We start from the raw sequence: 22,075 nt of genomic DNA on the forward strand, positions 1-22,075 counted from the left end.
CCGACCTCCTCACATTTGGTCTTTTGCTTCTTTTAATTTTCCGTAAAGGAGATAGTCGACCTCTTGCAAATCCTCGATTCTTTTACAATTAAGGGCACACATGATTAGACGTAGGTCTTCCTTCCAGCTTTCAACAATAGTAATAACGACATCCACTGGGTAGTTTTCAACTAACTCTAACATGGTGCGTGAAAGCCCAACTGCTTTGGCTCCAAAGACCAGGCATTTGATAATATCTAGTGGATTGCGCACCCCTCCACTTACCAAAAGGTCCATCTTGTCTTTCCAGTCTTGGGCATTTAGAAGGGTTTGCATGGTCGATTGCCCCCAATCATTGAGGTAGTCCCGTTGACCGCTACGACGATTTTCGATATAGGCAAAGCTAGTTCCCCCACGACCAGACAAATCAACTGTACGTATTCCTATCTCGTATGCCTTAGCAATAGTCTTAACATCCATACCAAAGCCGACTTCTTTTAAAACAAGAGGAACTGAGATTTGATCAGCATAATCTTTCAGATTACTTTGCCATAATCTAAATTGACGCTCACCTTCTGGCATGAGCAATTCCTGCATAACATTAACATGGACTTGCAAGAGAAGGGGATTCATCTCTTGGACCGTTTGTAGCCCCAGTTCAACAGGTTTATCCAAGCCAATATTGGTTCCAAGAAGGAGGTCAGGATGATTTGACTTCACGGAAAAAGAATCATCTGATGGATCCTTAAGTGCAGCGCTGTAAGAACCTGTCACAAATAAAATCCCACAAGCCTCTGCCACCTGAGCCAATTTTTGATTGATTTCTCTGCCCTTGTCACTACCGCCTGTCATGGCATTTATATAAAAAGGAAAGTCCCATTTGCGCCCTGCAAATTCTGTCGAAAGATCAATCTCATCGATGTCGTATAAGGGTAGTGAGGAGTGGATTAACTCCACCTCATCAAAACTATTATAAGTACTTTTTTGTTCAAGGGCATAGCGGATGTGTTCATCCTTCCGATTTGTCGTCATGTCCTATCCTTTCTTGATACAAGAGCTCAATCCCAAGATCAGCCCAGCGTTTTTTCAGTAATGTGGTCGAATCTTGGACAAAACTGAGGGCTATCCCACAGTCTCCACCACCAGCACCACTACTTTTAGCAACAGCTTTTAAGTTTCTGCTGGCATCTTTTAATTGTCTGAGAGAAGGTGTGTAAATATCTGAACTCAAGCCTTCTAAAAGTTGGCTGGCTTGTTCTAACAAGGCAATAATGGTTTCTTCTTGACCTGTCTGCAAAGCCTTTACCAAGTTAGCTACAGTTTCTTTTGAAGCCTGCAAAAAGCTAGCGTTCATATTATTCTTGATTTGCTTGACCATATGACTAGACACAGCTACTTCCTTGGTCCAACCCACCAGAAAATCAAATTTCAAGGCTGGTTCAACATTCCTAATAGAAAAGCCCCAATCATGTGCCAATACACTTGGCAAGTCTTCCTTTTCTAACCATTGTGCAACTGTTTCTCGATTAAAAGACTGATAGAGGACTAGGTCTTCTGAAACGATACAGGCGATGTCTCCCATAGAGCCATTGTCTCCACGTTTGAGAAGAACTGCACTCGCCAGTTTAAACAAGAGGTCTCTTTCAGCTGTTCTTTCATAGAAAACAAGCATAGCCTTGATAACCAAAACAACGACACTACCACTAGAACCTAGGCCAAACTTCTTACCTTCACGTTCCATTTTCCCACGAATCTCTAAGGAAAATGGCTGCAAGTCAACCCCTTGATTAGTCAGATACTCCTCCACCAAAGCAACTGTTTCTTGAATCAAGGCATAGGAAGAATCCGGTCGCATGTCCACACCATAGGTAAACATATCTGAGTAGAGTCGATAAGTATCAGATGCTGTAATCTCAGCCGTCATATAGATGGGTATAGCCTTTATTAGTGCCAACTGTCCTGGTTCTAAGATGGCATACTCACCAGCCCAATAGAGCTTCCCACAAGTTTTAACAATCGTCATCTTGGCTCAAATCCTTTGTCTTTGAAACGATTAAGCGATAGCGTTGACCTAAGAGTTCTGATAGATGTTCCAAGTCTTTTTCTAAACAAAGAACCTTTACATTAGGCCCCGCATCCATAGTAAAGTAGCAAGATTCACCTTGTTCTCTAAGCTGACGAACAAAATCCATAGCCTCATAACTCGCATCCGTCAGGTAAGAGAAGGATGGAGTTGCAGTTTTTGTAGTAGCATGCATTGCGAGAGCGTTCTTCTCTGTCAATTCTCCAACTTTTTTAAAGTCATTTTCCTTGAGGTAGACCAACATATCCTTGTAGTCTTGTTCAGACTGACGAATCCACTCATCAAATGTTGTCGAAGTTTCCACACAGAGTTTCATACCATCCCGACTAGAGATTGGTTTTTTCTGGTCTTCCAAGACCAACATGATCATAGCTAGTTTCAAGTCAGTCTCGACTGGATAAATCTCTCCACTATCCTTGTCCCAAGCTGCTAAGGGGCCATAAAAACTACGAGATGAAGAACCCGATGCAAATTTAGCTTCTAAGGCCAACTCTTTACGATCTAATCCTAATTGGAAGTAAGCATTGCAGGCTTTGACCAGGGCAGATAAGCCACTGGAACTTGAAGAAAGACCTGCCGCTGTTGGCATATTGTTCTTGGTATCGATACGAACAAAACCTGCTCCTTCAGGACGGTAGCTGTCAATGATTTTACTCATTTTGACATGCTCAGCTTCGTTTTGCAACTGACCATTGATGTAAAACTCATCTGACCTAGCATCTGCTGGCAAAGGTGAAAGTGTCGTCTCCGTATACATATTTTCTAAGGTTAGAGAGATACTGCTAGTCGCAGGAACCATCTCTTTTTCTGCTTTCTTACCCCAATATTTGATAATAGCAATATTGGCATAGGAACGTACTGTTACAGGCTTTCGATCCATGTCTGAACAGCTCCTTTCTCTTCTAATCTTTCTGCGAGTTCTTGTGCTTGACTGACATTAGCAGCCAAGGCAATGATACAGCCACCTAGACCACCACCACTCATCTTGGCACCTAGAGCACCATGTTCAAGGGCAGTTTCAACCAAGGCATCTGCCTCAGGGCTACTAACTCCGATTTCTTTTAGATTTCCATGAGCTTTGGTTAGAATTTCTCCCAGCTTCACGGCATCTTTTGTTTTTATCGCTTCTTCTGCTTCTTGGGTCAACTCTCCTAGCGCATGCAAGAAAGGTAAGGCATTCTTGCCCTTGCTCTCAACAACTTGGATAGCTTCACGAGTATGTCCATAAACTCCAGTATCTGCAATAACCAGATAAGCTGACAAATCCATGGTTAATTCTTCAAAACCAACATTCTTGATAAAACGAATAGGCTGGTCACTAAGACAAGTCTTGGCATCTAAACCACTAGGATTCATATGGGCAATCATCTCCGCCCGATTAACCAAAATTTCTAATACATCATGCGGAAGTTCCGCTTGGTAATAATCAAATACTGCTCGAATGGCTGCAATGCTAATGGCTGCTGAAGACCCCATTCCCCGCTTTTCCGGAATAGCCGAGTCAATTTGACAACGGATGCAAGCATCTTTGATATTTAGATACTCGAGAGAAGCATACACAGCCATAGACAAGGTGTCCTCTTCAAAAAGACGCCATGGTGTCGCTGCTGGAACCACCCGACAAGTCACTTCAACCTCTAAAAGAGGCAAAGAAATGGCTGGGTAGCCATAAACCACTGCATGCTCTCCGATTAAGATAATTTTACTATGTGCCTGACCGACACCAACTTCTTTTGTCATTTAATCCTACTATCAGACGAAAAGCGTCTTTTTCTAGATAAAATTTTAGAACTTTATTCCTTTCTATTTTATTATATTTTCACAAAAAAAGCGATTGTTTCCTTTCACAATCGCTTGTTTTCATTATTGTACCCACTCGCCATTATAATTAACGTAGTAGCCACCTACTGTAGTATTCACAGCTAAGGCACCTGAACTATAGGCATAGTACCATTTACCATTAACTTGGAACCAGCCTGTCACCATAGCTCCTGACGACCGAAGATAATACCAAGTATTACCGACATAAATCCAGCCAGTTTTCATATCACCGTTTTGAGCATCTAAATAATACCAAGTTGAACCATCTAGATACCAACCTGTCGCCATAGCACCTGATGAACGGAGATAATACCACTTATTACCAAGATATTGCCAACCAGTTTGCATTGCAGCAGTTGTTGGATCAAGATAGTACCAAGTTGAATTGTCGTTAATCCAGCCAGCACGTCTTTCTCCACCAAGGTAGTCTTTTCCTGAAGAACCTGTTTTTGCTAGGTAATACCAGTTAGACTGATCATAAAGCCAACCTGTTTTTAATGAGTGATCTTGATCAAAGTAGTAGTTTGCTAATTTAAGAACTTCTGGGCCTTCAAAGCCTTCACCATGCTTTTTGCCAACAGTTAACGAATACTTAGCCTCTAATTGTTGCCAGCCAACAAACTCTTGTAGTACGCCATCTTTATCAAAATAGTACCACTTGTGTTGAAGACCGATTTCATTAACTGGTTGGCTATCTAATAAATCATCACGATAACCTGTTCCAGGAATTTCTATATATTGCCAGCCAACTACCATTTCTCCTTTATCACCAAAATAGTAAGTTTTACCGTCTATTTTATGCCAATAGATTGCTTTATGGTCATCTTTTATATAATATTTTCTATTGTCCTTATCGACAAACTGTCCACCTGTAGTGTCCGCAAATACTGTACTAGTTGCTAACAGACTAAAGAAGAAGACTGCTAGACCGACTTGCATCATTTTTTTCAAAAATTTCATTCTTTTATCCTCCAAAATGATTATAGCAAATGTCTTTGCTTTCGTCAATATATTAAGTTTAAACCAACAAGAATCTACTCAAAGTTTGCTTTGAACTTGAAGTTAAGACTGATCAATTTGTTTAAAAAATAAACTGATAGACAGCACAGCCAAGCCTCATGAAATTTTCGATAAAGATGTTCGTTTATTTAAAGATCAAAAAAGCAGTTACACAACTGCAACTGCTTTCTATTCCTGCATGGTATAACCAACACCACGCACTGTTTTGATGTAGCTCTTTTGACCTTTGACATCAATCTTGCTCCGTAGATATCGGATATAGACATCTACGATATTGGTCTCTGTAGCACTTTCATACTTCCAGACGCTCTCTAGCAATTGTTCACGAGTTAAGACTTTCTTACTGCCCATGAGTGTAGCTAAGAGGTCATATTCACGACGAGTGAGAGCAATCATTTCATCGCCACGATAGACTGTATGGTGTTCAACATCCATACGCAGATTACGATAAGCTGTCGGAACTTTCATCTGACTACAGTGTTGGTCGATGAAATCTCGACCTCGGAAGATAGCTGAAATACGACTGACCAAATCATCAATAATGATTGGTTTATAGATGTATGAAACAGCGAAACGCTGGATTGTTTCAAGTTGGTCTTGCAATTCTTCTCGATGGTCCAAGATCATGATCACCGCAGCTGGCTTGGTTCGACTCAACTTATCTGCAAAATCCTGGGCTGTCATATCCCCTAGATGAGCATTCAGTAAAATCAAGTCATAGTCTGTCTGAAGAGCCATGGAGAGGGCTTTTTGTCCCTCTTCTACCTGATCAACTCGGTATTGCTCTTTTTGGAGTTCCAGACTTAAAAAATGAGCTAGATTTCTTTCTTTCTCAAGTAATAAAATCCGTTTCCCCATGGCTGACCTACTTATTTTTCGTCATACCAAGAGTAGTGGAAGGTTCCTTCTTTGTCTTTACGTTGGTAAGTGTGGGCACCAAAGTAGTCACGTTGCGCTTGGATCAAATTAGCTGGAAGATCAGCTGAACGGTAGCTATCAAAGTAAGTAATAGCTGCTGAGAATGTTGGTACTGGTACTCCAGCTTGAACAGCAAGAGCTACAATATCACGAACAGATTGTTGGTACTTAGCAGTTACGTCCAAGAAGTACTCATCCAAAAGAAGGTTAGCAAGATCTGCATCACGGTTGTATGCATCTGTGATCTTTTGCAAGAAACGTGAACGGATGATACATCCATCACGCCAGATAGAAGCGATATCTGCAAATGGCAAGTTCCAGTTGTTTTCTTTAGAAGCTACACGCAATTGAGCAAAACCTTGTGCGTATGAGATGATTTTTGAGAAGTAAAGGGCTTGGCGGATTTTTTCAATCAACTCAGCCTTATCTCCTTCAAATTTGAAAGCAGCTGGTTTTGGAAGCACCTTGCTAGCATGTACACGCTCTTCTTTGTAAGTAGAGATGTAACGAGCAAATACTGACTCAGTAATGAGTGACAATGGCACACCAAGGTCAAGCGCTGATTGGCTAGTCCATTTACCAGTTCCTTTGTTACCTGCAGCATCAAGAATGTAGTCTACGATTGGTCCATTTTGACCTTCATCGTCTTTGCGTCCAAGGATATCAGCTGTAATTTCAATCAAGTAGCTGTCCAATTCACCCTTGTTCCACTCAGTAAAGATTTCAGCCATATCTTCTGCAGAAAGACCAAGCAAGTGTTGCATAAGATCGTAGCTTTCTGCGATCAATTGCATATCACCGTACTCGATACCATTGTGGACCATTTTCACATAGTGACCAGCTCCATCAGGACCGATGTAGGTCACACATGGTTTTCCATCTTCTGGTGCTTTAGCTGAGATTTCTTCAAGAACATCAGCCACCAAGTCGTAAGCTTCTTTTTGTCCACCAGGCATGATAGAAGGACCTTCAAGGGCACCTTTTTCACCACCAGATACACCAGTACCGATAAAGTTGATACCTGAGTTCGCCAATTCTTCATTACGACGGATGGTATCTTTATAGAAAGTGTTTCCTCCGTCGATCAAAATATCACCTTTATCCAAGTGTGGAAGAAGGGCTTGAATCGTCGCATCTGTACCAGGTCCTGCTTGAACCATAAGCATGATACGACGTGGTTTTTCAATTGAATTTACGAAGCTTTCGATATCATAGCTTGGCACGAAGTTTTTATCAGGATGGCAAGCAATCACATCTTCAGTTTTTTCTTTACTACGGTTATAAATAGCAACTGTATAACCACGGGATTCAATATTAAGGGCAAGGTTACGACCCATTACGGCCATACCAACAACACCAAAGTTAGCTTTTGTCATGTGACACTCCTCTTGTTTAATATGTTTTATTTTATCATGTTTATCTGTGAAAAGAAAGAATTTTGTAACAATTTGACTAGTAGTCTAAATCATCCGCATGTCCAGAACCATTCCCTACAAAGTAACCTGTCTTACAATTAATGGTAAAGAGATAGGTACCATCTGGTTTATAAAGATTATAGTAGCCATTACCATTAACAATATTCACAGGTTCCAAAATATATTGGTTGCCTATAATGTAGCCACGCGCACGCGAAGTCTCAAGAATTCGTTCAAGGACACCATCTGCAAAAGTCCAAGCAGGATTACTACTATCACTAACAGCAGCTTGATTGTACGGTACTCGACTGACACTTCTTTGTAGGTTCACACCATTGCTTGCTAGTCCACTATTAAGGATATTATTTGCTGAGGCTGTTTCACCCGCTGAAGTTGATGCATTAGCAGAACTACTAGCATTGCTTTCAGTTGCTGAGTTTGACTCTGTTTGACTTGATGAACTTGATTGACTACTGCTAGAGCTTGTAGAACTTGAAAGTTGACTCTTACCGAGACTAATAGCCTTATCTAGCAGTTTATCAATTTCAGTATTCCCAGTCTTAACTTCGGTAAATTTAGCATCTGCCTTTACTTTAGCATTTGTATCTAGAACACCATCTGTAATCGCTGGTGTTTCAAATTGAGCATTTACATCTTGTACTGCCTTGATTTGTGTTTCAAGGCTATCATATTTTGATTTGGCAAGAGTATGTTCTTTAGCACCCTCAAGTTTATCTAATAGCTCTTTGAGCTGACTCAATTGACTAAACTGACTATTTTTTAGGGCAGTTTTATTCTCATCAGTATAAAAAGTGTCATAGAGACTGTTAAATTGATCGAGTATTGCTTGATTGCTTACCAAACCAGCATCAGATGACTGAGACTGAATTTCTTGAGAAGAACGAGTAATTTGACGATAAACGTAGTAGCTACCCCCAATAATCAAGACAACAATCGCTAAAAGAGCTGACAAGATGACCCACAGTTTTTTGCGTTGTGGCTCATCCTCTTCTTGAAGAGAGCGAGCTAGAATTGGGGTTTCTTCCTGTGAAGTTTCCTCATTTTCTACCTGTTCTGGTTCAAATACTTCCTCTACAAGATTTTTATCCATAACTAAAGTTTCTTCTAGTGGCGAAAGGAAAACTTCTTCAGTTGCTACTCCCTCTTCTTCAGCAAACTTTTCTGATTCAGAGACTTCTTCTACCGGTTCCACCTCTTCTTCAATCGTTTCTTTGGCGTCTTGGATCAAATCATCGAGACTTTGAAGTTCCTCTTTCTTTGCCTGAATGTTTGTAAATTTGTCAGCTTCGATTTCTTCACGGTGTTGTTTGATGTATTTGTCCAAAATCGTATCATCAGGAGTTACTCCCGCTTCAATTTCTTCATTTTTTCGAATAACTTGTCCAACTGTCAGATCCTTAGCTTCCTCAAAATCAAACTGAGGTTCTTGGGAGGTTTTCTCAGGTTCTAACAATTCTTCTTTTTTATCCTTCTGATCCATGGCAGCTCCTTTCTAATCTGTCAAATTTCTTTTGACACGTTGACCAAAATATTGATATAGATCAACTTTCAAAGTACCGTTGTAGAGTTTTCGTTTTTTGTCCGCCTGACTACCATATTTGCTTTCAAAGGCTTCATCACTTGTCAGGATAAACTTACTCCAAGTTTTGAGAGGTTCAAAAACCTCACCCATTTCAGCATAAAGTTTAGTTACTCCTGCATCATCTGACAGACGTTCACCATATGGTGGATTAGAGATAATGACTCCATTAATCTTATCCGTACGCAAATCCTGTACGCGCATCTGTTTAAAGAGAATATCTCCAGATACTCCTGCTGCCTGGGCATTGGCTTTGGCAATTTCCACCATACGACCATCGATATCACAACCCATAATATCCAGTTCAATCTCTCGATCTATCTGCTTGCTTGCCTCAGTTCTGACTTCTTGAATCAATCGATCACTGACCCAGTTCCATTCTTCAAAGGCAAAGGAACGACGCAAACCTGGTGCCATCTTACGCGCAATCATAGCCGCCTCAATACAGAATGTTCCCGAACCACAGGTTGGATCAATCAAAGGCTTATCAGGGTACCAGTTAGAAAGTTGCAAAATCGCAGCTGCCATATTCTCCTTGATTGGAGCACCACCTTTTTCAGTACGATAACCACGTTTAAAGAGACTTGAGCCAGTTGTATCAATCATAACAGTCGCTATATCTTTCAAAATAGAAACTTCAATCTTGAACTCTGGACCATTCTCCATCAGGGGAACACCTTCTGGTCGTGCATAGTGTTTTTGTAGTTTCTTAACAACTGCCTTTTTAGAAATTGCCTGCACACTTGGTTCATTGTGTAATTTTGACTTAACACACTTAGCCTTGGCAATTGGGAAACGTGCTCCAAGTGGGAGATAGTTCTCCCAATCTAGAGCAAAAACTCCTTGGAAGAGTTCTTCAAATGTTTTTGCAGGAAAAGTTCCCACAACGATTTTGATTCTATCTGCAGCTCTTAGCCACAGGTTGGTTTGGATAATCGCTTTAATATCACCTTGAAAACGAACACGCCCATTTTCAACTTGACAATCATAACCCAAATCTCTTACTTCACGTCCAACTACAGCTTCCAAACCCGCAGCAGCAGTCGCAATTAAATTAAATGTTGTTTTCATTTCAGTCTTTTATAGACCTTTCTTTATTCACTTTAAAAAATGAGGTTGAGAATATCTCTCAGCCCCAACCTATATGCAATTTTCTATAAGCCATGTTTTGTTCCAGAAGTGACTAGGACCACTTCCTTCGATAATCATCTGTCTACCACTAGCAGCTCTAGCTGATAGCAGTCAGAGTACTACGTTCGTTTCCGCGCACTCCATGCCCCGACCAAAATTTGGGTTGCTAGCTTGAGGGGTTTACCGCGTTCCACTCTCTCTGTTTCCAGAGAGACTCCGTCACTGTGGCACTTTCAAGTCTACTCTGACATATCCTAAGACTTAGCCATTTCAACTGCCGTAACGATTTCTCGTCCCTAGGCTTATGGTTTCGCCTAGCACAAACACTACAGGCATCACAGCCTGTGCTAGCATGGACTTTCCTCATGAAAAGAAGCTCTCTTCACGCGATTATCCAAAAATTGCACAACAGAAGTATTCTTAGAAATCAGAATTATCCATGATTTGTTTGCCAAATACTTCTTTTTCAAGACGATTCAAACGTTTCAAAATATCAAAGTTTGTCATAGAAGTTGTACTTCCAAGCTCTGCTGGTTCAGAAGCTACTGGAGTCACTTGAGGTTTTTTCGCCAATTCCTCTTTCAACTCTGCAATTTCTAAACGGAGTGACTTTACTAATGCTGCATAAGTTTCATAATCCTTGATGACATCATCCAAGAATTCATCAACCTCTGCTTTACTATATCCACGTACTTCTCTTCCAAAATCCTGCTCAAAAATATCTTTTGCTGTAAAAATAATACTTGCCATGTCTCTCTCCATTCTCAGTTGCTAGTATTATTATATAAAAAAAGGCAAACAAAAAGCAAGGTCAAAGGCTCAATTTTCGGAAAAATTTTCAGCTACTTCATTCAATTCCTCAAATGTTAATCTTTTTGTAATATAGTTGTCTTTCTTTTTCATCAGTTCGTAAAAATACTTCAGTTTTGTTTCATTTTCTTCATCATAAAAAAGATAAGCTCCATCTGTATTTTCAAGTAAGAAAAGTTGATAATCTCGTAATTGACCCTTGTGTTCATAGTTCGGATAGGCGTATTTTACAAAATCAACTTTTTTAAATTCACTAAGTTTGACCTGATTTCCCTCATTCCAGTTTTCCCCATGAGTCTCAAAATCAAAGATAGTTACAAGTTGGAAACCAAAGTCATCTTTCATATCTCTGGCCACCTCTAAAACCCAGTGTTCAAAGCCCAAAGTTCCCGTAAATACCAACCATTTCAATCCTTCGTCTGCCATTTTTTCCAGATCTCTACGAATGGCTTTTTTAATAATTTTTAAACGAATATCTTTTTCATTAAACAATCCTAAATCAAAGCTAGAATAGCCTAAAACCAAGGCTGTATGCATTTTTTCACCCTTTCTGTGCACCTTTATGGTATAATAGAGTGATGTTATTGTACCAATAAGGAGAATTATGGTCAACTATCCTCATAAACTTTCATCGAAAAAAAGGCGAGAAGTCACCTCACAAACTAAAAATTTCGCAAATCGTGGGATGACCTTTGAAAAGATGATCAATGCTACAAACGATTATTATCTGACACACGGTTTGGCTGTTATCCATAAAAAACCAACTCCTGTTCAGATTGTCCGCGTAGACTATCCTCAGCGTAGTCGTGCTAAGATTGTTGAAGCTTATTTTAGACAAGCATCAACTACCGATTATTCTGGAGTTTATGAAGGGTTTTACATCGATTTCGAAGCCAAGGAAACCAAGCAAAAACATGCCATTCCGATGAAGAACTTCCATCCTCATCAGATTCGGCATATGGAACAAGTCCTTGATCAAAAAGGGATTTGCTTTGTCCTTCTTCATTTTTCTTCTTATCAAGAAACGTATTTATTGCCGGCACTTGACCTCATCCGTTTTTATCATCAGGATATGGGGAAAAAGTCAATGCCGCTTGACTATATCAAAGAATTCGGTTATGTGATTGAGCAGTCTGCTTTTCCACAAATTCCTTACCTTGATACAGTCAAACAACATTTACTAGGTGGTAAAACAATATGAACAAACAAACTATCTTACGCATCGCTAAATACCTTGGCATTGGTGTGATTAGCTTATTTATCGCAGCTTTCCTACTTGGTGGTGGTGTATTTCTTTACTATGCAAACAAAGCTCCTGAACTTTCCGAGAGTAAACTTGTTGCAACTACATCAAGTAAAATTTATGATAGCAAAAATGAACTAATCGCAGATTTAGGTTCGGAACGTCGTGTTAATGCTCAAAGTAGCGACATTCCTACTGATCTTGTCAATGCGATTATCTCTATCGAGGATCACCGTTTCTTTAACCACAGAGGAATTGATAGCATTCGTATAGCAGGAGCATTCCTTCGTAACCTTCGAAGCAATAGTGGTCTTCAAGGTGGATCAACTTTGACTCAGCAGTTAATTAAATTAACTTACTTTTCAACATCAACAGCTGATCAAACTCTATCCCGTAAAGTTCAAGAGGCTTGGTTAGCTATCCAGCTAGAACGAACTGCGACTAAGCAAGAGATCTTAACCTATTACATTAATAAGGTCTACATGTCAAACGGTAACTATGGTATGCAGACAGCTGCGGAAAACTATTATGGTAAGGACCTCAAAGACTTATCCATTCCTCAGCTAGCACTCTTAGCAGGTATGCCACAGGCTCCAAATCAATATGATCCTTATTCTAACCCTGAAGCAGCCCTTGAAAGACGGAACCTCGTTTTGTCAGAAATGCAAAAACAAGGTTACCTTACAGCCGAACAATATGAAACAGCCATCAATACTCCAATCACAGATGGACTTCAAAGTCTAAAATCTATTAATAGCTATCCACAGTACATGGATAACTATCTTAAAGAGGTTATTGATCAAGTGGAGCAAGAAACAGGTTATAATCTATTAACAACAGGTATGGAAGTCTATACCAACGTTGATCAAGAGGTACAAAAACACCTTTGGGACGTCTATAATACTGATCAATACGTAAACTATCCTGATGATGATATCCAAGCAGCCTCTACTATCATTGATGTATCAAATGGTAAAGTTATTGCCCAACTCGGGTCTCGTCACCAAGCTAGCAATGTATCCTTTGGTACTAACCAAGCAGTGGAAACAAACCGTGACTGGGGTTCAACTATGAAACCAATTACGGACTATGCACCTGCACTTGAGTACGATATCTATGACTCAACTGCTTATATGCTTAAGGATGTACCCTATAACTTCCCAGGTACTAGCACTCCAGTCTACAACTGGGATCGTGGCTATTATGGTAACATCACCCTTCAAACTGCTATCCAACAATCTCGTAACGTACCAGCAGTTGAAACTCTTGATAGAGTTGGACTCGATAAAGCCAAAAAATTCTTAAACGGACTTGGCATTGATTATCCAACCATGGTGTATGCAAACGCAATTTCAAGTAACACGACTGAATCAGGTAAACAGTACGGTGCAAGTAGTGAAAAAATGGCTGCTGCTTATGCTGCATTTGCTAACGGTGGTATCTATCACAAACCAATGTATATCAACAAAGTTGTCTTTAGTGACGGTAGTTCAAAAGAGTTTTCTGATCAAGGTACTCGTGCTATGAAAGAAACAACCGCCTATATGATGACAGAAATGATGAAAACAGTATTATACTCTGGTACAGGTCGAGACGCTTACATTTCATGGCTTCCACAAGCAGGTAAAACTGGTACATCAAACTACACTGATGAAGAGATTGAAAACCACATTAAAACAAGTCAATTTGTTGCTCCAGACGAAATGTTTGTTGGTTATACCCGTAAATATTCAATGGCGGTCTGGACTGGTTACTCAAACCGCCTTACTCCAATCGTTGGTGATGGCTTTACTGTTGCCACTAGTATCTATCGTTCTATGATGCAGTATCTAGCAGAGGACGATCACCCTGGTGATTGGACAATGCCAGAAGGACTTCATAGAAGTGGTGATTACATCTTCAAGAATGGGGCACGTAGCAACTGGATTCCACAGTCAACTCAAGAAAGTTCGACTACAGAGAGCTCTAGCTCAAGTTCAACTTCAACAACTGAAAGCGAAAGCTCTTCAAATGAAAATACAAATGGCACTACCAATCCAAATGCAACGCAACCAAACTCATCTGCAAATTCTCAACAACAAAATCAACCCCAACAAAATCCACGAAGACAACAATAAAATATATAAAAAACTGAGGATTTATTCTCAGTTTTTTATATGCAGTTTTTTATGGTGGAATCTTAATTTTTATAAAGCCAAACTTTTAAAATTAGGAAGAGAAACAACTTAACAGACTAAAAAACTGTCAAAGCTATCTCAATCGCAACCTTATCCCAAACACAAGTTAAATAGTCGGGAAAACTGTTTAAAAGATACCTTGTGTTTATGTAGTTTATCTATGAACTGGGACGTGACTTAAAAAGCCTGTTCTACTACTTCAATGCAGTGCTTGAACCAATAACCAAAATGTCAAACTGATGTCTCAGGAATGATATCAAAAGGCCAGACTTTTTGTCCGGCCTCTTTTTTCTTATTTGACATGATTTGCAAGATTTTCTTGCGCTTTTTTATTAGATTCTTCTTTTTCTTTCTTCCATTTATCTTGAGCTTTTTGATATTCATCAGCAGTTACTGGTTTATCTTGAAGTTCAAGGTATTTGTACAAGAGAGGTTCAGTTGTTCCCTTGTTACCTGAGTAAGCAAATGGAAGTGTAAATGGTACCATCTTAGACAACATTGGACGTCCAGTTTGAGAAGATGTTGGAATAATCAAAGCGCTATCTGTCAACCAAGCTTGAGCTGCAGCATATTTGTCATAACGTTTTGAAACGTCAGTGTTTTCATTTCCAGCTTCAACAACCATCTTTTCGTAGTCTTCCAAACCAACTTGTTTGGCAGCAGCATTATTTGTTCCTGCATCAAATCCTAGGTAAGTTTTAGTGTTTTCACCGACTGATGGTTTGATGATATCAAGGTAAGTAGATGGGTCTGCAAAGTCTGGAGTCCAACCAACATTATCTGAAAGGTCCCAATCTTCCCCAGCAGCTGATTCTGCAAAGTAAGTGACATTGAGAACTTCATCTTTTGGAAGTTGTTGGATATCAACGACTACGTTATCAGTTCCTAATGTTGCTTCAAGTGATTGTTTCAATGATTGAACACGTTGTACTTTTGTAGTACTTGTTTGGTCAACCGGCATATCCAAGTGAATTGGGAATTGAATACCTTCTGCTTGGAGAGCTGTCTTAGCTTTAGCAAATTCTGCTTTTGCTTTTTCTGGACTGTAAAGACCGTCTTGAGCATCGTCTAGGTTAACATCTTTCCACTCGTCACCATAGGTCACCAATTTTTCCTTAACTAAGTCACCAAAGTTTTTACCATCTGCTTGAACAAATGTTGGTGGTACGAACAAGTTACGAAGGAGTTTGCTTGCTCCACTTTCTCCATTGATTTGAGAAGTATAAGCTGTTCTATCAATACCGAAGGCAATCGCTTGACGGAAGTCTTTGTTAAGAAGAGCTTTCTTAGTTGAAGTTTTTTGCTCATCTGTAGTCTTAGAAGTATATTTATAAGACTGACGATCAATATTAGTACCAATTAAGTAAGTTGAAGAATCTTGTGGTGTATAAACGATATTGTCTTTAAACTCTTTTTCAGTTTCAGGATAACTTGCACTTGTTGGGAAGAGACGAGCCGTTGAGAAACCACCAGCCTTAAAGGTTTCTGCAGGTTTGTTTGTATCTTGACCATCCCAGAATGATAGTTTTACTTTATCAATATGAACATTGTCCTTATCCCAGTAATTTGGATTCTTTTCAAATTCTACTGAAGATTTTGCTACTAATGATTTCAACAAGAAAGGACCATTATAAAGGATACTGCTTGGATCTGTTGCTTTAGCAAAGTCACTACCTTTAGAAGTAAGGAACTCTTCATTGACAGGTGCAAGAACCCCCATAGTTGTTTTAGAGTTCCAGAAACTTTCTGGTTTGTTCAAAGTGTATTGAACTGTTTGATCATCTACAGCCTTGATTCCAACTTCAGAAAAGTCCTTTACTTCACCTTTCACATAAGCATCTAGCCCCTTAATAGAATCTTGAACAAGATAAAGGGCTTCTGACTTATTATCAGCTGCATACTTAAGACCTGTTACAAAGTCTTGAGCTTTCACAGCAGCATACTCTTCACCTTCAGAAGTGTACCACTTAGCATCTTTACGGATTGTGTAAGTGTAAGTCAAACCGTCTTGAGATACTGACCAATTCTCTGCCATTGATGGTACAAAGTTTCCGTAGCGGTCATTTTCCATCAAACCATCGATGACATTACTAGTGATATTAGCAGTTGCAGCTTTACCAGTTGTCAAATAGTTTAGGTTATCTGGGTCGGTTTCATACGTGTAAGAAAAAGTTTTCTCACCTTTTGCACTAGAGCCTGAACCTGAACAAGCTGCCAAAACACCTGACGCTAACAGAGTCACTCCTGCTAGGGCCATTACTTTTGAAAATTTCATAATAAACTCCTTTTTGACTTTTTATACATTATAGCCCCTTTTCAGCCAAGTGTCAATACAATTTTCAGAATTTTTCAAATTGAATTGAAAACAATTGCCATTTTAAAATTATTTTTTACAGTCAGTCGCTTTTTTGGCATTCATATTTGAAAAATCTCTTTGTTAGCAGTTTTCAAGTAAATCTTTATGATATAATGAAAGGAGAAAATTGAAAGGAAATACCATGTCAAAAGAAGTTATTGTTGAAAGTTTTGAGCTTGACCACACCATTGTTAAAGCACCTTATGTCCGTTTAATCGGAGAAGAGACAGGTCCAAAAGGAGATATCATTTCTAACTTTGATATTCGCTTGGTTCAACCAAACGAAGACTCAATCCCTACTGCTGGTCTTCATACAATCGAGCACCTCTTAGCCAAACTCATCCGTACTCGCATTGACGGGATGATTGATTGTTCACCATTTGGGTGTCGTACAGGTTTCCATATGATTATGTGGGGACGTCATACTAGCACAGAAATCGCTGCTGTCATCAAGGATTCACTAAAGGAAATCGCTGAGACTACAACTTGGGAAGATGTCCCAGGAACAACCATTGAGTCTTGTGGTAACTACAAGGATCATAGCCTTTTCTCTGCTAAGGAGTGGGCAAAATTGATTCTTGAACAAGGAATTTCAGACGATGCCTTTGAGCGTCATGTCATTTAACACAAAAGAACCAGTTTTTTCAACTGGTTCCTTTTTTTGATTCTCAAAACTTTGATTTAGGCTTTTTCACGAATGACCAAGACACCATCTTCCATGTCGGCTTCAAGGTGTTTAGCATCCAAATTATCTAAGTGGAAGTCTGTTACTTTGTCACGAATTTGTTGTTCAACTACTCGACGGAGTGGACGAACACCCATTACTTCATCATAACCTTCTTCAGTCATGTATTCTTTAGCTGCATCGCTCACTGCCAAGTCGATCTCTTTCTTGGCAAGTGTCTTATTGACATCAACCAACATCAAATCAACAATCTTAGAAAGGTCTTCCTTGCTCAAATGTGAGAATTCGATAACAGCATTGAAACGGTTGAGGAACTCTGGACGGAAGTAAGGTTTCAAACGATCCATCAATTCTGGTTTATCCGCATCTTCTGTCAAGTTCGCTTCATAACCAAAGCCAGCATTTGAAGTTGCGATAATCACTGTATTCTTGAAGTTTACTGTGTTACCTTGACCATCTGTTAAACGACCATCATCCAATACTTGAAGAAGAAGAGTAATCACTTGAGGGTCTGCCTTTTCAATCTCATCAAGAAGGACAATTGAGTATGGATTACGACGAACACGTTCAGTCAATGTATTGTTGTTGTCATCGTAACCAACATAACCTGCAGTAGTACCAATCAATTTAGAAACGGCTGTACGGTCGCTGTATTCAGACATATCCAAACGAATGATGGCGTCTTTAGTACCAAACATATCAAGTGCTAATTGTTTAGCCAATTCTGTTTTACCAACACCAGTAGGTCCTACAAAGAGGAAGCTACCGATTGGGCGATTTCCTTCATCAAAACCTGCACGGTTCCGACGAATCGCTTTGGCAACGGCTTCAACAGCCTTGTCTTGACCGATAACCTTAGTTTGCAAACGGTGGCCCATATCTTTCAAACGTTCAATATCAGTTGCACCCATTTGTGAAACAGGAATACCTGTCATACGTTCTACAGACTCAGCTACGTCATTTACAGTCGCTGTAACCTTGTGATCTTCTGTATGGTTAGCAATTTGCTTTTCAAGTTCTTCGATACGAACTTTTGCATTTAAAGCTGCTTCATAATCTTCTTTAGCAGCTGCAGCTTCTTGTTTAGCTTTTTCTTCTTCAATTTCATGTTCCACAGCATGCACATCTGTTACTGGATGTTGTGCAGCCAAGTGAGCAGCTGTCACATCGACAAGGTCGATAGCCTTATCTGGCAAGCTACGTTGTGGAATATATTGAACAGAGTAATCAACAGCAGCTTTCAAAACTTCATCTGGCAAGATAACATTGTGGTGTTGTTGATAAAGATCACGGATCCCTTGGAGAATCTTGAAAGTATCTTCAGCAGATGGTGCATTAACTTTTACTTCGTTGAAACGACGAGCAAGAGCAGCATTTTTCAAAATAGTGTTGCGATATTCATCTTGAGTTGTTGCACCAATCACTGTCAATTCACCACGTGAAAGAGCAGGCTTCAAGATATCCGCAAGACCTTTAGATCCTTGACCATCCCCTGTGCTACCAGCACCAAGGATTTGATGAATTTCGTCAAAGAAAAGGATAATATTTCCAGCTTCTTTAACTTCTTTTACCAAGTTTTGAATGTTTTCTTCAAAGCTACCACGGTATTGTGTACCAGCTTCAAGTCCAGAAATATCAATTGAAATGATTTCTTTGTTCTTGATTGCTGCTGGAACATCACCATTCACGATAGCTTGGGCAAGACCTTCTACTACTGCCGTTTTACCAACACCAGCATCACCGACTAGAACTGGGTTATTCTTTGTACGACGAGAAAGGATTTCAGATGTTTCTTGAATCTCCTTATTACGTCCAATAACCGGATCTAACTTCCCTTCACGAGCTTCAGCAGTTAAGTTACGTCCAAGTTTTGCAAGAATACCATCTTGTTTCATAGCTTTACCTTGAACATACTGAGCTTGGTCACTTCCTTCACTTGGAAGTTGCCCTGTTTGACGATAAATAGCGAATTCTTCAGGTGTTACTTCACGACCGTTAATCAAGTAACGACGGTTTTCTGAACTGTATCCACGCATACCGCCCATTAATTGGTTAAATAAATCATCCATGTTGTTAAAGTTATTAAAGTTGTTGTTCATATTTCATACCTCGTTTGTTTTCAAAATTAGTTAGTCAAATTAATTTGACTTTATCTGACCTTTGTTTTAAAAAATTTAGACTAGCTATTTGCTACTCTACGTATAATTTCAGGTTTTTCTTTATCCAATACAGGTTTTGTAATTGGACTTCTAAAAATACTAATGTTCATCATAGGTTGTACCTCTTTTCTAGGTTTTACCCATACTTTGACCTTAAGATAAATTACACAATCACCTTAAAATCAAGGTTTTCTAAGGATTCCCTTATCCTTATGTTCTTAGTATATCACTTTGGTCAGTATTAGTCAAGAGATTTGACCAATTTTGACCAATTTTTTTAAATATTTTTTTATAGCAAAAAACCAGTCAAAATGACTGGTTTTTATTTACTATTTATGAATCTTAGCTCAATGCGTCATCCATTGAAAGAACTTCGTGGAAGACACGTTGTGTCAATTCAGTTTTTTGTTCTGGAGTGAGGTATTTAGTGTTTACACAGTATCCAGAGATACGTACGATTACGTCTTCACCTGACATGATCTTTTCGTAAACATCGTTCAAGTCCATAACGTTCAAGTTAACGTGTTGTCCACCGTTTTCGAAGTAACCATCAAGGATTGTTACCAAGTTATCAACTTGTTCGTCACGAGTTTTACCAAGAGCACGTGGTGATACTTGAGTTGTCAATGAGATACCATCAGCTGCGTAACCAAAGTCAAGGCTAGCAAGTGAGTTCAAGTTTTGCAACCATCCACCTTTAGCTTTGTTAGATGGGTTAGCACCTGGTGAGAAGAATTCAAGTTTAGACAAGTTCACTGAACCATCTTCGTTGAGGTATACACCTTTGTGGACTGGTGAGTTACCAGTTTGTTTAGAGTAAGCAACGTTAGATGTGATTGTCAAAAGTGAAACTGTAGCTTCTGCATTCTTGTAAAGTTTGTGGCTACGTAGACGAGTTGTATAAGCTTCAATCAACCATTCTGCCAATTCGTTTGAACGTGGGTCATCTTCACCCCAACGTGGGTATTCACCGATTGTTTCGTAATCGTAGATGTAGCCATTTTCATCACGGATTGGTTTAACTGTAGCGTATTTGATAGCTGACAATGTATCAACAGTGTTGGCAAATCCACAGATACCGAATCCCATGTTAGCACGTTGTTTAGTTGGCAAGAAGGCCATTTGAACAGCTTCGTAGTTGTACTTGTCAGTCATGTAGTGGATGATGTTCAAAGCATCTACGTAAGTGTCAGTCAACCAGTCAAGAGATTTTTCAAAGTTAGCTTTAACTGATTCGAATTCAAGAACTTCGTCGCGGATTGGTTCGATGTCAAATACTTTGTAGTCTTTATGAACATCGTCGTAACCACCGTTCAAACCAGTAAGAAGAGCTTTAAGAACGTTAACGCGAGCACCGAAGTACTGGATGTTGTGACGTTGTTCTTCGTTTTCTGGATCAAGTGGAGATACACAACATGAGATACAGCTCATTTCACCATATCCATCTTTAGCCATTGTTGTTACACCTTCGTATTGGATTGAAGAGTGTTTGTGGCTCATGTGCATACAGTAGCGACGGAAGTTGTATGGCAATTTGTCAGTCCAAAGAACTGTCAAGTTTGGTTCTGGAGAGTTACCAATGTTGTCAAGAGTGTTCAAGAAACGGTAGTCCATCTTAGTAACACGGTGACGACCGTCGTTACCCATACCAGCCATTGAAGTTGTGATGAAGGTTGGGTCACCTGAATACAATTGGTCGTAAGCTTTTGTACGAGCAAATTTAACTGTACGAAGTTTCATAACGAAATCATCAACAAATTCTTGGATTTCTGATTCAGTAAATGTACCACGAGCAAGGTCACGTTCTGCAAAGATATCCAATACGATTGGCACACGTCCAAGAGATGTAGCCGCACCGTTGATCACACGGCAGACAGACATAAAGGCAATGTTAACCCATTGGATAGCTTCTTTAACGTTCATCGCTGGTTTGCGAACATCAACTCCGTAAAGATCACCCAAGCGAACAACTTGTTGCAATGCTTGATATTGAAGGTTGATCTCTTCACGAAGACGGATTGTTTCTTCATCAATTTCTTCGATTGAGTTCCAGTCGTTAACTTTTTCTTGCATCAAGTAGTCTGCACCGTAAAGAGCAAGACGTGCATAAACACCGATGATACGTCCACGTGAGTATGCATCTGGAAGACCAGTTACAGTGTGAGCGTGACGAGCACGACGGATGTTTGAAGTGTAAGCACGGAAGATACCATCGTTAACAGTTGTTACGTATTTAGTGAAAATTTCGTGAACAGCTGGATCTGGTTCGTATCCATTTTCTTTCAAAGTAGTTTCAGCCATACGGATACCACCTTTTGGCATGAAGTTCAATTTGAAGAGTTCATCGTTTTGGATACCATAAATCAATTCGTTTTCTTTGTCGATAAATCCAGCAGGAATATCAGCAATAGAAGTTGGACGAGTGTCCATTGGGAAACGAGTTTCTTCGTAGTGTGCTTTAGTTTCTTCTACGATTTTTTTGATGTGGAGTGAACGTTCTGTTGGTCCTGCAAGGAAGCTTTCGTCTCCATCGTAAGGTGTGTAGTTAGCTTGTACAAAGCGTGATACACTTGCTTTTTCTTTCCAGTCAACACCTTTAAAGCCTTCCCAGGCTTTGTCAAAAATATCTTGTGCTTCAACAACTGTCTTAACAACCATGTTAATGTCCTCTTTTTTCT

17 protein-coding genes and 1 other RNA gene are annotated in these 22,075 nt (G+C 39.6%); 3 read left to right on the forward strand and 15 right to left on the reverse strand.

Annotated elements, in window-relative coordinates:
* Nucleotides 1-9 precede the first annotated feature (9 nt).
* The 12 genes from fni to HMPREF2795_RS06230 all read right to left on the reverse strand — a co-directional run bounded on the left by fni (nucleotide 10) and on the right by HMPREF2795_RS06230 (nucleotide 11,314).
* The gene (gene fni / locus HMPREF2795_RS06175; protein ID WP_075228463.1) at nucleotides 10-1,011 is read right to left on the reverse strand and encodes a type 2 isopentenyl-diphosphate Delta-isomerase; all 1,002 of its coding nucleotides are present in this window, start codon (nucleotides 1,009-1,011) and stop codon (nucleotides 10-12) included.
* Nucleotides 989-2,002 carry a phosphomevalonate kinase gene (locus tag HMPREF2795_RS06180; RefSeq protein ID WP_000156998.1) on the reverse strand — a complete coding sequence of 338 codons (1,014 nt, stop codon included), beginning with the start codon at nucleotides 2,000-2,002 and terminating at the stop codon, nucleotides 989-991. Before HMPREF2795_RS06180 ends, fni begins: the two co-directional genes overlap by 23 nt.
* Complete coding sequence (mvaD, locus tag HMPREF2795_RS06185) at nucleotides 1,989-2,942, reverse strand: diphosphomevalonate decarboxylase (protein WP_000375362.1); 954 nt, start codon at nucleotides 2,940-2,942, stop codon at nucleotides 1,989-1,991. Before mvaD ends, HMPREF2795_RS06180 begins: the two co-directional genes overlap by 14 nt.
* Entirely contained in the window at nucleotides 2,924-3,802 is an 879-nt protein-coding gene (mvk, locus tag HMPREF2795_RS06190; RefSeq protein ID WP_000159876.1) for a mevalonate kinase, read from the reverse strand. Before mvk ends, mvaD begins: the two co-directional genes overlap by 19 nt.
* Nucleotides 3,803-3,925: 123 nt before the next feature.
* Complete coding sequence (locus HMPREF2795_RS06195; protein ID WP_000670355.1) at nucleotides 3,926-4,843, reverse strand: PspC-like choline-binding domain-containing protein; 918 nt, start codon at nucleotides 4,841-4,843, stop codon at nucleotides 3,926-3,928.
* Nucleotides 4,844-5,071: 228 nt separating this feature from the next.
* Complete coding sequence (locus HMPREF2795_RS06200; RefSeq protein WP_000518023.1) at nucleotides 5,072-5,761, reverse strand: response regulator transcription factor; 690 nt, start codon at nucleotides 5,759-5,761, stop codon at nucleotides 5,072-5,074.
* Between the two features lie 11 nt (nucleotides 5,762-5,772).
* The gene (gndA, locus tag HMPREF2795_RS06205) at nucleotides 5,773-7,197 is read right to left on the reverse strand and encodes an NADP-dependent phosphogluconate dehydrogenase (protein WP_000158757.1); all 1,425 of its coding nucleotides are present in this window, start codon (nucleotides 7,195-7,197) and stop codon (nucleotides 5,773-5,775) included.
* Between the two features lie 76 nt (nucleotides 7,198-7,273).
* Nucleotides 7,274-8,737: a cell division site-positioning protein MapZ gene (locus HMPREF2795_RS06210; RefSeq protein WP_000372146.1), complete on the reverse strand. Its 1,464-nt coding sequence runs from the start codon at nucleotides 8,735-8,737 to the stop codon at nucleotides 7,274-7,276.
* 12 nt (nucleotides 8,738-8,749) lie between these two features.
* On the reverse strand, nucleotides 8,750-9,907 hold the full coding sequence (locus tag HMPREF2795_RS06215) for a THUMP domain-containing class I SAM-dependent RNA methyltransferase (RefSeq protein WP_075228464.1): 1,158 nt from the start codon (nucleotides 9,905-9,907) through the stop codon (nucleotides 8,750-8,752).
* An 81-nt stretch (nucleotides 9,908-9,988) separates the two neighbouring features.
* Nucleotides 9,989-10,369, reverse strand: an RNA gene (rnpB, locus tag HMPREF2795_RS06220) — RNase P RNA component class B.
* An 18-nt stretch (nucleotides 10,370-10,387) separates the two neighbouring features.
* Entirely contained in the window at nucleotides 10,388-10,717 is a 330-nt protein-coding gene (gene gpsB, locus HMPREF2795_RS06225; RefSeq protein WP_000146538.1) for a cell division regulator GpsB, read from the reverse strand.
* A gap of 69 nt (nucleotides 10,718-10,786) precedes the next feature.
* Nucleotides 10,787-11,314 carry an SLOG family protein gene (locus HMPREF2795_RS06230; RefSeq protein WP_075228465.1) on the reverse strand — a complete coding sequence of 176 codons (528 nt, stop codon included), beginning with the start codon at nucleotides 11,312-11,314 and terminating at the stop codon, nucleotides 10,787-10,789.
* 67 nt (nucleotides 11,315-11,381) lie between these two features.
* Here HMPREF2795_RS06230 and recU point away from each other — a divergent pair, with 67 nt between their 5' ends.
* Both recU and pbp1a read left to right on the forward strand, forming a co-directional pair.
* The gene (recU, locus tag HMPREF2795_RS06235) at nucleotides 11,382-11,978 is read left to right on the forward strand and encodes a Holliday junction resolvase RecU (RefSeq protein ID WP_075228466.1); all 597 of its coding nucleotides are present in this window, start codon (nucleotides 11,382-11,384) and stop codon (nucleotides 11,976-11,978) included.
* Nucleotides 11,975-14,137 (forward strand): penicillin-binding protein PBP1A, encoded by a 2,163-nt coding sequence (pbp1a, locus tag HMPREF2795_RS06240; protein WP_075228467.1) that lies wholly within the window; start codon nucleotides 11,975-11,977, stop codon nucleotides 14,135-14,137. Before recU ends, pbp1a begins: the two co-directional genes overlap by 4 nt.
* A 352-nt stretch (nucleotides 14,138-14,489) precedes the next feature.
* Here the strand turns inward: pbp1a and HMPREF2795_RS06245 are convergent, their stop codons facing one another.
* The gene (locus tag HMPREF2795_RS06245) at nucleotides 14,490-16,472 is read right to left on the reverse strand and encodes a peptide ABC transporter substrate-binding protein (protein WP_075228468.1); all 1,983 of its coding nucleotides are present in this window, start codon (nucleotides 16,470-16,472) and stop codon (nucleotides 14,490-14,492) included.
* 223 nt (nucleotides 16,473-16,695) lie between these two features.
* On the opposite strand from HMPREF2795_RS06245, the gene HMPREF2795_RS06250 reads away from it, so the two are divergent.
* Nucleotides 16,696-17,178: an S-ribosylhomocysteine lyase gene (locus tag HMPREF2795_RS06250; RefSeq protein WP_075228469.1), complete on the forward strand. Its 483-nt coding sequence runs from the start codon at nucleotides 16,696-16,698 to the stop codon at nucleotides 17,176-17,178.
* Between the two features lie 56 nt (nucleotides 17,179-17,234).
* Here the strand turns inward: HMPREF2795_RS06250 and HMPREF2795_RS06255 are convergent, their stop codons facing one another.
* Complete coding sequence (locus tag HMPREF2795_RS06255) at nucleotides 17,235-19,337, reverse strand: AAA family ATPase (RefSeq protein ID WP_075228470.1); 2,103 nt, start codon at nucleotides 19,335-19,337, stop codon at nucleotides 17,235-17,237.
* Nucleotides 19,338-19,739: 402 nt separating this feature from the next.
* On the reverse strand, nucleotides 19,740-22,055 hold the full coding sequence (gene pflB, locus HMPREF2795_RS06260) for a formate C-acetyltransferase (protein ID WP_000260625.1): 2,316 nt from the start codon (nucleotides 22,053-22,055) through the stop codon (nucleotides 19,740-19,742).
* Between the last annotated feature and the right edge of the window lie 20 nt (nucleotides 22,056-22,075).

The sequence above is a fragment of the Streptococcus sp. HMSC056C01 genome, assembly GCF_001811305.1.
Classification (GTDB): Bacteria; Bacillota; Bacilli; order Lactobacillales; family Streptococcaceae; genus Streptococcus.